10 protein-coding genes and 2 rRNA genes are annotated in these 12903 nt (G+C 44.3%); 7 read left to right on the top strand and 5 right to left on the bottom strand.

What is annotated here, in order from left to right; genetic code table 11:
- Window positions 1-8: 8 nt before the first annotated feature.
- From RIE73_RS17910 to RIE73_RS17900, 3 genes are all read left to right on the top strand, one after another.
- Window positions 9-1313: a TldD/PmbA family protein gene (locus RIE73_RS17910; RefSeq protein WP_446402465.1), complete on the top strand. Its 1305-nt coding sequence runs from the start codon at window positions 9-11 to the stop codon at window positions 1311-1313.
- Window positions 1314-1390: 77 nt separating this feature from the next.
- Entirely contained in the window at window positions 1391-2182 is a 792-nt protein-coding gene (locus RIE73_RS17905; RefSeq protein ID WP_446402464.1) for a DUF3153 domain-containing protein, read from the top strand.
- Between the two features lie 37 nt (window positions 2183-2219).
- Window positions 2220-3122, top strand: a complete 903-nt coding sequence (locus RIE73_RS17900) for a hypothetical protein (protein ID WP_446402463.1) — start codon at window positions 2220-2222, stop codon at window positions 3120-3122.
- Window positions 3123-3200: 78 nt separating this feature from the next.
- On the opposite strand, the gene cobS is transcribed toward RIE73_RS17900, so the two are convergent.
- Window positions 3201-3992, bottom strand: a complete 792-nt coding sequence (gene cobS, locus RIE73_RS17895) for an adenosylcobinamide-GDP ribazoletransferase (protein WP_446402462.1) — start codon at window positions 3990-3992, stop codon at window positions 3201-3203.
- A 394-nt stretch (window positions 3993-4386) separates the two neighbouring features.
- Here cobS and RIE73_RS17890 point away from each other — a divergent pair, with 394 nt between their 5' ends.
- A complete protein-coding gene (locus RIE73_RS17890; protein ID WP_446402461.1) occupies window positions 4387-4839 on the top strand; it encodes a hypothetical protein in 453 nt (150 codons plus the stop codon).
- Between the two features lie 309 nt (window positions 4840-5148).
- Window positions 5149-6291 carry a tRNA guanosine(34) transglycosylase Tgt gene (gene tgt / locus RIE73_RS17885; protein ID WP_446402460.1) on the top strand — a complete coding sequence of 381 codons (1143 nt, stop codon included), beginning with the start codon at window positions 5149-5151 and terminating at the stop codon, window positions 6289-6291.
- 339 nt (window positions 6292-6630) lie between these two features.
- On the opposite strand, the gene RIE73_RS17880 is transcribed toward tgt, so the two are convergent.
- The gene (locus RIE73_RS17880; RefSeq protein WP_446402459.1) at window positions 6631-7737 is read right to left on the bottom strand and encodes a mechanosensitive ion channel family protein; all 1107 of its coding nucleotides are present in this window, start codon (window positions 7735-7737) and stop codon (window positions 6631-6633) included.
- A 177-nt stretch (window positions 7738-7914) separates the two neighbouring features.
- Window positions 7915-8691, bottom strand: a complete 777-nt coding sequence (locus RIE73_RS17875; protein WP_446402458.1) for a class I SAM-dependent methyltransferase — start codon at window positions 8689-8691, stop codon at window positions 7915-7917.
- A 403-nt stretch (window positions 8692-9094) separates the two neighbouring features.
- On the opposite strand from RIE73_RS17875, the gene RIE73_RS17870 reads away from it, so the two are divergent.
- The gene (locus RIE73_RS17870) at window positions 9095-10525 is read left to right on the top strand and encodes an adenylate/guanylate cyclase domain-containing protein (RefSeq protein ID WP_446402457.1); all 1431 of its coding nucleotides are present in this window, start codon (window positions 9095-9097) and stop codon (window positions 10523-10525) included.
- 278 nt (window positions 10526-10803) lie between these two features.
- The gene (locus RIE73_RS17865; RefSeq protein WP_446402456.1) at window positions 10804-12516 is read left to right on the top strand and encodes an adenylate/guanylate cyclase domain-containing protein; all 1713 of its coding nucleotides are present in this window, start codon (window positions 10804-10806) and stop codon (window positions 12514-12516) included.
- A 76-nt stretch (window positions 12517-12592) separates the two neighbouring features.
- Here RIE73_RS17865 and rrf read toward each other — a convergent pair.
- Both rrf and RIE73_RS17855 read right to left on the bottom strand, forming a co-directional pair.
- Window positions 12593-12710: ribosomal RNA gene (rrf, locus tag RIE73_RS17860) — 5S ribosomal RNA — on the bottom strand.
- Between the two features lie 56 nt (window positions 12711-12766).
- A 23S ribosomal RNA gene (locus RIE73_RS17855) occupies window positions 12767-12903 on the bottom strand; the annotation flags it as partial.

The raw sequence follows: 12903 nt of genomic DNA, 5'->3' as shown, positions 1-12903 counted from the left end.
GATTCTCATTGAGCGATTCAACGCTGGAGCGGATTTTAAACCAAGCCACTCAGCAGGCTGAAGCGGCTGAGGTTTACTATTTGTCCAGTCAAGATACACCGATTAATTTTGAAAATAATCGTTTAAAATCCCTGCAAACCAAAGCCCGTGAGGGAATAGCGCTGCGACTTGTCTGTGATGGACGTCTGGGATTTGCCAGTTCTACTGATTTGAGTCGCCTAGACGACTTGGTATCCGCTGCGATACAAACGTCTGAAATTGGCGCTCAAGTCGAGTTTGAGTTGGCTAGGGATGTACAACTGACGACACCGAAAAGCGATTTTCAGCCCCCACCCACCCAAGAATTGGTTGAGGTGGGACAAGGGTTAATTGAGCAGGTTCATGCTTATAACCCAGATATATTGGTGGATGTCGGGTTTCACATTCGCTCTAGCTCGGTGAAAGTTGCTACCACGAGTAATGTTTGGACACAACGAAGCCGCCAAATTCTGAGTGCTAGTCTATCAGGGAACTTAGTCAAGGGGGAAGACTTTCTTCAAGCTTATAGCTATGATATTCAGCGGGATGGGTATCCGGATTGCGATCGCATCCTGCAAGACTTGCTGCTAAAGTATAGACGAGCAGAGCGACAGGCGACGATAACCAGTGGCACGTTCCCGGTTCTATTTACACCCAGAGCAGCAGCCAGTACCATTGGGCGCTTGTTTGATACGATTCTTTCTGGGCAAGCCGTGGTACAAAAGGCGTCTCCTTTAGCAGATAAAGTGGGTGAACAACTCTTTGATCCGCGTTTAACCTTGTTTGAAGATCCAAATATTGGTGCTTCCGCTTGTCCGTTTGACGATGAAGGAACACCTACCCACAGAAAAGTATTAATTGAAAATGGTAGTGTTAACCAATTTTACTGGGATCGACGTTGGGCGGCGCGAGGGGGATGTCAACCGAGTGGGAATGGTTTCCGGAGTGGGTTATCTCGTCCCACACCCGATTTGGTGAATCTGTGTATGATTCCAGGAAAGACAGCCATGCCAGATTTAATTGCTGGGATGAAAGAAGGGCTGATTGTTGATCAAGTGCTAGGTGCCGGTCAATCGAATCAGCTAGCTGGAGAGTTTTCCGTGAATCTGGATTTAGGTTACAAAGTCGAGAATGGGGAAATCGTGGGTCGGGTTAAGAATACTATGGTAGCGGGTAGCATTTTTGAGGCGTTTAAAAGTCTAGTCGATTTAGGAGTGTCACCCGAATGGGTTGGGGGAAGCGCTTATCTACCTTGTCTGTTATTTGAAAAGTTAAGTGTAAAAAGTAAAAAGTAAGTTGTAGGAGTGGGTTGAACGCTTTAATTTTGATACCCATCGATAAAAATACGGTCACAGAGAAAGGAGTAAAGTTGGTGAAACCAGCATTGATACATGGATTTTTGCTCGTTCGTCCGGTTATCAGTCGCCTACGGGTGATTGGCGTTGTCTTTCTGGTGTCATTACTCCTGTCTGGCTGTGTCAAGTATGATGTTTTAGTTAACGTCAAGGATGAAAATCACGGCGCGATTGTGCAGCAAATCCGCTTGGGAGAACAACTGAGAAGTTTTAGTAATGCTCAAGCGACTGAATGGCTCAAAAGTATTGAACGACGTGCTAAAGAACTCCAGGGAAAAACGACGCGCCGTTCTCCGCAAACGCTTGTCGTAACTATTCCATTTAGTAATGGGGAGGAATTGACCACCAAGTTTAACCAATTTTTCAATCCAGTCAACCCAACTCCTAGGAAGGCTAAGGATAGGGAAACCGTTGATTTACCCAGTCTTGACTCGACGTTAAGCCTGGATCAACGTAGCTTTTTCGTAGTGCAACGGAATCAGTTAAACTATGAACTGGATTTGCGATCGCTAGCCGTGCTTTCGGCAAATGGGAGTGTAATAGTTAGTCCGGGTTCGCTGTTGGATTTGCAGTTTAGTTTGCAGACGCCTTGGGGCGCAAACATTATTGATTTGGGGGATAATACCATTACCCCCCAGATTTACGAAAATGGGCAGCTTGTGTGGACTCTGATTCCCGGTCAACTTAACCGCCTAGCTGTCGTGTATTGGGTTCCTAGTCCTCTGGGAATCGGAACGATTGTGATTGTTCTGTTGGTATTAGGGGGTTTTTATGTGAAGTATAAGTCGTTTGTAGTAACAGAAGCCTAAGATGTCCGATATAGTTAGTTGAAAAGGAAAAAATTTCATGGAATTTATATTCAAACGCCAATTAATGAAATTAAGAAGCTTTTTATATAAAAAATTTAGCTATAGAAATATTAATATATTAACGATGGCTGATGGAAATAAATTAATAGGTCAGATCTTGAAAAACCAAGCTCCATCAGCTATTGGCAAAATAGGAGCGACAGAAAACCAAGTTATTCGAGAATTTTTAATAAAAGGGAAAATAGATGCTTCATCAAAATCAGCTCTATTCCTGTACAATTATTCAGGAGTTTTTCCAAGAAAAGATAAAATTATTGAAGCATTTTGCATTCAATTTATAGATGCTATAAAAGAGCTTGATATTCTGGCATCGTGGTTCAATTATGGAGAAGCTAATATAATAAAAAACTATGCGAATCAAGCAAAAATAACAGTATTGAAGGCATTAGAACCTTACTATCATGAAGACCCTTGGAGTAGATATTTAGAAAACAAAAAAATATTAGTCATTCATCCGTTTGCGGAAAGTATAGAAAAACAATATAAAAACAGAAGTAAAATATGGGCAAATAAAGATTGTCTTCCTGAATTTGAGTTAAATACAATTAAAGCTCCTTTGTCAGATTCTATTGTTAAATCCGAGTTTAATAATTGGATTGAAGCGCTAAATTACATGAAAAAAGAAATGGAGCAACAAGATTTTGATGTCCTTATTGTAGGTGCGGGAGCCTATTCTCTTCCCCTTGTTGCTCACGCCAAAAAAATGGGTAAAATTGGTATACATCTTGGTGGAGCAACTCAAATTTTATTTGGGATAAAGGGAGGACGTTGGGATAATCATGAAATTGGGCAAAAGTTTTACAATGATTATTGGATTCGTCCCTCAAAGCAAGAAACACCTGAAAACCTCACTAAAGTAAGATCTTCTGAATATTGGTAGACCAAAAATCAGCTCCAAAAGACCGTTTTACCTGTAGCTAGGTAGAAGCGTTTGTCCAACCTTCAATACAGTTATCAATCATAAAAATATTGTCAGTAAACAGAGCAATAAGGCTTCAGTCCATTCCACCACCGCCCCATAAGTATCCCCCGTATGTCCTCCCAACTGGCGGTAAAACCAGAACCCAGTCAAAAGCGCGATCGCACATCCTCCTCCGGCGCTAATGACGGCTAATTCCAAACTACCTCTATTCACTCCTAGGGGTAATCCACATACCCCTAGGAGTAAAAATGCCCCCCACAGACTATCCTGAGGCACCTGAATCCCTTGTTTATGAAATGCGCCTTTCCCTGTGGGTTTAAGGTACGGATACATCGAAATCGCCACCACTTGTCCCCAGCGCCCCCATCCAGCTACAGTGATTAATGCCAACCAGCGATGAGTCTCAATATCTGTAAGCGCCGCCATTTTTAGTAAAAGTAGCGCGATCGCTGCCATCGCCCCAAACGCCCCAGTAACACTATCTGCCATAACCTCCAGCCGCCGCTTCGGATCTTGTACCCCTAAGCCATCTGCCGTATCCATCACGCCATCTAGATGCAATCCTCCGGTTAGTGCTACCCAACTCACCACGATAATCCCACTCCGAGTTAAGTTGGGTACACCTAACTGTTGCAATACGGCGTCTAGCACAGCTAAGATAACGCCAATGAATAGTCCCACGACAGGTGCCCAACGGGCAATGCGCTCAAACTCTAATCCCCAACTCATGGGAATGGGGATACAAGTATAAAAGGTAATCGCACCCAGGCAAGACCGCCAGAGCTTTTGTCCCGCCTGCCACGCCTGTTGAATTCCCAACCACTTCATGACGACAAATCTCATCCAGGGGAACACAGGGGTAAAGCACCCCGGAAGCACCGGGATACAGGTATCACAGAGATATTGAGTGGTTTAGGATTGGGGGTCATGGTTTACTACACAGAAATTTACGTATATTGTCCGATGAATAGCGGGTGAATATTGGGATAGTATGGTTTAGTAACCCTACTGTAATACCCGTAACACTCAAGTATTTCAGATGACAATCCACTGGCACGAGCCTGTGGATGAATTTCTGATTCTTGATTGCCGCCGCTTCTGACTTGCCTTTAGCTGAGCAGTCGCTAAAATCGAAGCATTAGGTTTTTCAGTTGGGTCTTACATCAATGCCAATACTCTTTGCAAGGCAATATCAGCCCCTTATGCATCATAGGCTTTACCCATGAGTTATCATCAACCTCCACGCCGACTTCCCGCCCCTTGTATCATTGATACGGGCATTATTATCAATAAGCAAGACATGGGACGCCTACTCACTGATTTGGGTCGCGTCCGCTATAGTCACACAATCGATAGCAATCAGCAAAGTGAAGGAGAAGGATATGTGCTGGAAGTCTTTGCCGATTCCCGCCGTTCTACCCTGATTGCTAATCAAGCTATCTACATCAATGTCCAAAGTTTTGATTACTTGCAACTGCATCAGACGCCGGACAAGCAGGCTTATTTTGATTTAGTCCAGGATAACCGTCGGCTGAGACTGATTCCTTTATCTAACCCCTTACATGAGCAATCGGTGGAAACCCTAAACGCCGAAGCCCTAGAAGCTATGGTTACCCAGGTACTTAATGCCCGCTGGGACGTACAGATTGATGATGAGGGCGAATGTCCCTTCTAATCTGTTTTGCTGGTTGAGGATAAATGCTAGCGCAAGAAGGCTCTAAGGCAGGAGGCTCCAGAGCGGAAGGCTGTAAGGGTATGGTAGCGTTTGCGTCTATTTGTCCCTGCTGGGTATTTGCTGCCCTACTGCACTAGGGTAGTGCTGAGTCACCCTGAGAGCAGCCAAAATGGAGAAAGTTTTTCCGGCGTTAGTGTACGCCTTCTATCCTTGACTCTTTATTTACCAAATTGTCAAACAACCCTGACAATAAAAAAAATCGATGATGAGCCACAATAATCAAAGCATGATCACGAACCCTTAACCACGTTGGCTCAAAAACACAATTCATTTTCCTTTCAACGTCAGGCATGGTGCAGCCAAACCAAGGCACGCGCCGGATTACTGCACAGCCCCCATGGTCTGATAGAAACGCCCCGGTTTATGCCCGTGGGTACTTTGGCAACAGTCAAAACTCTAAATCCGGCTCAGTTAGAAGCAGCACAAGCGCAGATTATTCTCGCCAATACCTATCATCTGCATCTGCAACCCGGAGAAGCAATTGTCCAGCAAGCGGGAGGACTGCATCACTTCATGGGTTGGCAGCGTCCCATTTTAACGGATTCGGGCGGCTTTCAGGTTTTTAGCTTAAGCAAGTTGCGCCAAATTAGCGAAGAAGGTGTGGTTTTTCGTTCGCCTCGGGATGGACGGTTGATTAATCTCACGCCAGAACGGTCAATCGCCATCCAAAATGCGCTAGGAGCAGATATTATTATGGCATTTGATGAATGCCCTCCTTATCCGGCGAGTCGGGCGGAGATTGAGGCGTCACTAGAACGAACTGATCGCTGGCTGAAGCGCTGTGTTAATGCTCATACTCGTTCAGATCAGCAAGCGCTGTTTGGTATCGTTCAGGGTGGAGTTTATCCGGATTTGCGTCGTCAGGCGGCTGAGTCGTTGGTGTCCTTGGATTTACCGGGATATGCCATTGGTGGGGTGAGTGTGGGGGAACCGGTGGACTTGATCCATGACATTGTGACGGCGACGACACCTTATTTACCGCTTGATAAGCCGCGTTATTTAATGGGGGTAGGGACGTATCGAGAAATGGCACGGGCGATCGCAGCGGGTGTAGATTTATTTGATTGTGTGATTCCCACGCGCTTAGGGCGTCACGGGGCGGCGTTGGTTCAGGGAGAACGGTGGAATTTGAAAAATGCTCGGTTTCGGGAGGATTTTACGGCGTTGGATTCGACTTGTCCTTGTTACTGTTGTCAGAACTTTAGCCGCGCCTATTTGAATCATTTGGTGCGATCGCGGGAAGTTTTGGGCTTTATGTTAATCTCCTTGCATAATGTGACGGAGTTGATTCGCTTTACCCAAAGTATTCGAGAGGCGATTTTACGGGATACGTTTACCATAGATTTTGCCAGATGGCTAGAGGATGAGGTTGAGATAAATAAAACGATTTGATTTAAGTAGGCGAACATAACTAGGGTCTGCTGAATAAGTCTTGTGGTGAGGGGAAGCTGGGGGAGCTGGGGGAGCTGGGGGAGCAAGGGTATATTTTTCTTGAGCAAGGTGATGCCATATATTTGAAGGATGCTAGCCGATTTCCTTGAATCAAACCCTCTGTCAATAAAGCTCAAAGTATTGATGGGTTTTGCGGTTTTTGCTTTGTGCAGCAAGCCCTACTTATGACGAAGGGCGGGTTTTGTTGAGTGGTTATCGGTAGATAGCAAAATTAAATGGCTAAACCCGCCCCTACAATTGCCCCTACAATTGCCCCTATAATTGACGCCAACCAACGGCTCAAGGTTTGCCATCAGCAACCAAAGCACTTAAAGAATCGCTAATTTCTCCGGTGCTGAGATTTCCCAAATAGGTGACTTGGGTGGGGTAAGCAAACTCAATCTGACGCGCTTCAAATTCCTGTTTAAGCTGTAAATTAAGCTGCTGCTGAATATCCATATACAGGTTGTAATCACTGCTTAAAACGTAATATACCACCTCAAAATTCAAGCTGAAATCCCCATAATCACTAAAATGCGCCCGGTCAAAGGTGGTATTGTCCAGATTTTCCACAATACTTTGGACAATTTCAGGGATGAGCTGGAGTTTTTCTTGAGACGTTTCATACAGCACACCAAACTTAAACGCTACCCGTCGTTTGGGCATCCGCTTATAGTTGCGAATCCGCGAACTGGTTAAATCGGTGTTGGCAAAAATAAGTTGTTCTCCACTTAAACTCCGCAAGCGAGTTGTTTTAATGCCAATATGTTCGACTGAACCGAGGAAATCGCCAACAATGATAAAATCTCCCAATTCAAAGGGACGGTCAAAAAGGATAGAAAAGTAGCTGAATAAATCCTGGAGAAAGCCTTGAGACGCTAAAGCAATCGCCACACCGCCAATTCCTAATCCAGCCACAACAGCGGAGATATCAAAACCCAGATTATCTAACAAAAAGACAATTCCCAGCGCCCAAATCGCAATCCGAGCCGCCGGAATTAACGCATCCAGCGCCTGTTCCACGGTTTCACTTTGGCGACGAGTGAGCCAATACAGCCGGAAACCGTACTCCACTAAGGAAACTAAGAGGCGAATCCCTAGAATCGTGGCAACAATTAACGTCAACACGTCAATAACCTGATCCAGAATCGGATGTAAGGTGAGATTAGCAATTGCCACATAAAACGTGCCGAGATAAAGAAGAGGAATGACGGCTCGTTCAACAATCTGGATCAGGGAATCATCTAGCTGAGTTGTCGTTTTCGCCGCCCAGCGTTTGAGACGTCCCACAATCACCCGGCGGAGAATTTTAATCAGAAAAATTCCCACAACCAAGATGACAAAGGCGATGAGATAGTCTACGACTTGATTGTATAAAAATGTAACCTGTAAGAAATCTGACCTCATGAACTCCTTCAACGAATGATATTGATCCCTATCAGCATTGATGGTTATTCTTAATCATACATCACCCTTAAGGCAGAAATTGGAGAAATGTGAATGAAACGCTTATTATCATCTTTTAATCACTAGGAGAAAAAGAGGGTAATATCGTTGCTCATCTGACTCAGTTCCTTGAATCCTCTACCCTCTTCCTTTTGCCTTTTCTCCACCAAATACCGCTAACCCGTAATATTTCCAAGGTACGGCTACAGATTCAAACCCAGCCGCTTTCAACATTTCCAGATGGGCTGCTAACGTTGCTAGTTGGTCAGGTTGAGAATAACCATAGGAGATACTTTTACCTGTTTTTGTTCTAACTTCGGCTAACGTCGTTCCCTGTTGTACACACCATTCCTCGCGAATACGCTTATACATTTCGGACAAAATTGGCGATTCAGGGACAACCGGATCGGCATTCCAAAACATGCCGCCAGGATTAAGATTTTCCCAAATTTGGATAAACAGTTTTACCTTAGTTTCATCTGTCAAATGATGAATAGCGAGAGAGGAGATGCAAGCATCAAAACCCTGTCCAACCGATAACTGATGATTTGCCCAATCGCCAAAATCTCCTTCGATACCTGTCCACTGTTGACGATATCCGGCTGTTTCTAGCTTGGTTGTGGCAAATTCAATCATCCGGGACGAATAATCCACGCCGACAACTTGAACATCTGGACAGCGCTGGAGTACCTTGATACTCAGTTCGCCAGTCCCACAACCCAAATCGAGTATACGTTTCGCCTGAGACGGAATACAGCGTGCGATCGCCTCTAACATTTCATCATATCGCGGTAAGAGTTGCCGGATATAGAGATCAAACTCAGCCGTCTTCGCAAAAACTTCTCCGGGGAAGATGGAGTTGGGGGCGGCGGAGTCTGGAGGAGTCTGGATTGGGTTGGTGGGATGAGAACTCACGAGTGTTGAGGATAAGGACTACCATTGAGATTGTACCGAAGATATTTGGTTTAAGCGATCGCGGCGTTGCGCCTTGAAGCATTAACGGCTGTTTTTATAGATTCATGATGTCTTACAGAAATTGGTAATCAGGTGGGTATAGATACTATAATTATTATTTATCACATTTTACCTCTCTTCTCAGGCAATTTTCAGATTAATGTGGCATACCTAAATCAGGAGGTCAAGTTCGTAGTAAGCACTTTAGTGCCTTAAAATGCTAAAAATGACGACAAAAGTTTAGGTCAGTTTGTTGGTTGGCGTTATGCCAAGACACCTAACCTAATTTAGGCTAAAGCCCTTACTACAAACGAACCAGGGTGATATCACAATAAGGATTACAATTTATTCCAGTAAAATTCTGATGTCATCGAACTGGTTAAAACTATTCAGCTTGTTGCGGTCTCGTTTATCTCAACGAATTACCCTTTGGGTATTTGCGAGTCTTGTTTTTATTGAAGCTATCATTCTAATCCCCTCCTATTATCGACGCAAAGATGAACTTCTAAGCCAATTGGAAGACGTGTCCGGAGAGGTGGTTGAGAGTGTTGTGCGGCTGACTCAACAAGATATGTCTACGATTGTATTTGAGGAAGAAGTTGAACAGTTAACTCGTGGGTCTCAGGTTATTTTAGGGGTTACTATTTACCAAGCAAATGGACAACCGATGGGAACATTTGGCGAATCCCCCACGCTTACCTTCGAGGTTCTCCAACAGGCTGATACCCCGCGTGTTCGTAAGTTGCAGGGTCAACGATATGATGTGGCTTGGTCAGCCCAAGAACTCGGAAAACCGTACATAATTATTATTCGTCATGATGCGTCTTCGATTCAACCGCAGTTATACAATTTTACGCTGAGAATCCTAGGTTTAGTATTGTTAATTTCAGTGTTTGTCACCGGAACGACAATGTTAGTCTTAGGAAAAACCGTAATTGTTCCCATCCTGCAACTGCGTCAAGACTTAATTGCCGCCGGAGAAGCCATTAGTCAAGATAAGTTAAACCCAAATTTTTATGCTTTATCGGTTCAGCGCCATGATGAGTTAGGGGATGTCATGATAGCTTTTAATCAAATGTTTCAACGAATTTCCTGGGAAATTTCCGAACGCAAGCGGACAGCGGAAGTATTGCGGGTTGAACAAGAAAAGTCTGAACGCTTATTGCTAAATATTTTACCCGAACCCATTGCTGAACGATTGAAACAAAATCAAAGTTGTATTGCTGATGGCTTTACAGAGGTTACTATTTTATTTGCAGATATTGTTGGCTTTACCGAACTATCGGAACGCATATCACCGACCGAACTGGTTAATTTACTTAATGAGATTTTCTCAACCTTTGATAATCTGACAGAGAAGCATGGTTTGGAGAAAATCAAAACAATTGGTGATGCCTATATGGTTGCCAGTGGATTACCGAAACCTCGCCCTGATCATGCCGCCGCAATCGCGGAGATGGCACTGGATATGCAACAAGAAATCCAACATTTTAATGAAAAGCATCATGCTGAACTCAGTATTCGCATTGGCATTAATACTGGATCGGTGGTGGCTGGAGTCATTGGCACGAAAAAATTTATTTACGACTTATGGGGGGATGCAGTCAATACAGCTAGCCGTATGGAATCTCATGGACTTCCGGGTACAATTCAAGTTACAGCGGCGACGTATAAGTCTTTACAGGATAACTATGTCTTTAAAGAACGGGGAATAATTCAGGTAAAAGGGAAGGGGAAAATGATGACTTATTTTTTGATCGGAAAAAAGTTCCGGATTCATAGTATTAATTCGTGAACATAAAGCAAAAGGCAGAATACAGGAGGCGAAAGAGTTTACCCTTCTACCTTGACAATCAAATTCTTTGAGCCAGTATTAAAGCAGGGTGTCATCACAGTAAAACTGGTATATTTAACGGTTCTGACAATTGATGAGTACAGCGCGGCGCAAATAAAGCGACTAGTCAAGGTCACTGAAACGCTTGCTATGTAAGCCTTTTGAATCTTGAATTCCGCGAAGCAGTACTCAGAAAATCAGTCGCTTGTGCCAGATTCAATCATGGAAGTGCTTGGCTTGTGATTAATATCAAAACACCCTTGTTTTCTAGGATTCATCGTTTTATTCCAGTTGGGTTAACCCTGGGTGTCGGAATTGGATTGTCAATTGCGGCTACTGTAGCGGCTTGGGGATGGGCAACTAACCAAACCCGATTAGAATTACAACAACAAACCGATAACCTGACAACCACATTCCAGCGTAAAATTGATGAATATTATTATATGGTTGTATCCTTGAGCGCGTTCCACGAAGCGTCTGATCAGGTGCAGCAAGATGATTATGAAGCGTTTACCCAGCATTTTCTTTCTATCCATTCAGGCATTTTGACTCTGGGTTGGCTTAAACCTGTGTCAGCTAGGGAACGCCCCAGTTATGAAGCACAGATGGCAGAAATGGGGTTTGCCAATTTTTCGATTTATGAATACCATCCCGTAAAAAAACAGGTTATCGCTAAGGCGCGTTCGGATTATTTTCCGATTACGTTTTCTCCGCAACAGGATGTCATTGGCTTTGATCTGGCGTCTCATCCCGTGGGTAAATCTCTACTGGAAAAAGCACGTATGACAGGACAATTAGTCGCCACAAGTAAGCTAAAGATACCGGGTAAACCGCCAGATAGTCTGACTATTTTACTACCGCTTTACCATAATGATATGCCTCACAATACACCTGAAACTCGCCGTCAGGCTTTTCGGGGTGCAATGATTGGGGTTTATTCTTTAGAGGAAATTATCACGACTTCACTCAAAGGGCTACAGATTGATACGCTGAATTTTTGCCTATCTGATCCGTCTTTACCCTCTCCAGAACGTTATCTGGCGCTGTATCAATCCCAGACAAAAACGGTTGAGATGAAGCCTGATCGATCATCTTGCCGTAACCATCTCATCTATACCCACCCAATTCAAGTCGCTGATCAGCAATTGTCACTCAGTTTCTGGGAAATACCGCAAGATTCAGGTTTGGGAATTCCGCCTCTGGCTGGAGTAACCCTGTTGAGTGGCTTGCTATTGACCGGAATGTTAGTTTTATATCTGGTGCGATCGCTACATTACACGGCTGAGATTGAGGCAGAACGAGAAAAATCAGAACTCCTGCTGCTAAATATCTTACCAAAACCGATTGCCGATCGCTTGAAACAAAACCAGCAGACGATTGCGGATAGCTTCACGGAGGCGACAGTATTATTTGCTGATATCGTGGGGTTTACCCAGCTTTCGCAACGGATATCGGCAACAGAATTGGTAAAACTACTCAACGAAATTTTTTCCGCCTTTGATCAGCTTACCGAAACTTATGGGTTGGAGAAAATTAAAACCATTGGCGATGCCTATATGGTAGTCGGCGGATTACCTACACCCTGCGATAACCATGCTGATGCGATCGCGGATATGGCGTTAGAGATGCAACAGCAGGTGACTCAATTTAGCGCTAAATATGATGAACCGTTTACAATCCGGATTGGCATTAACACCGGACCCGTGGTTGCTGGAGTGATTGGCACAAAAAAGTTTATCTATGATTTATGGGGGGATGCGGTTAATACCGCTAGTCGCATGGAATCCCACGGAGTTCCTGGAGGGATTCAAGTGAGTGCCTCAACCTATCAACATTTGCGGGATAAGTATCAGTTTGAAGAGCGAGGTACGATTCAGGTTAAAGGTAAGGGTGAAATGATGACGTACTTACTAAAGAACAGAAAAAAAGAAAAAACCGTCGCCACAGACTAAACGACTAAACACAACACATTAAAAAAACAATAAAGCCCCCTTTCCGTGAAGAAAAGAGGGCTTTATGAAAGAGAAAGTCTGGCATCGAGCTATTTTCCCAGGGGGCAACCCCCAAAGTATCTTCGCCGCAGCAACGTTTCACAGCCGAGTTCGGGATGGGTTCGGAGTGGAGCCATTGCGCCACAGACACCAGACAAGCTTATGGGTTTTATGTAGAGAAGAACCCTCAAGACTGCAAAGCGAGAAATAGAAGGTCAAGCCCTCGGTCGGTTAGCACGTCTCGGCTGCACACATTGCTGCGCTTCCACCTAACGCCTATCAACAGGTGTTCTTCCTGTGACCTTACCTGGTTAACCCAGTGAGAGCACTCATCTTGAGGTGGGCTTC

This window comes from Coleofasciculus sp. C1-SOL-03 (assembly GCF_040220555.1).
Taxonomy (GTDB): domain Bacteria; phylum Cyanobacteriota; class Cyanobacteriia; order Cyanobacteriales; family Coleofasciculaceae; genus Coleofasciculus.
The sequence above is the reverse complement of the archived record's forward strand: the minus strand, read 5'-3'. Positions and strand labels throughout refer to the sequence as shown.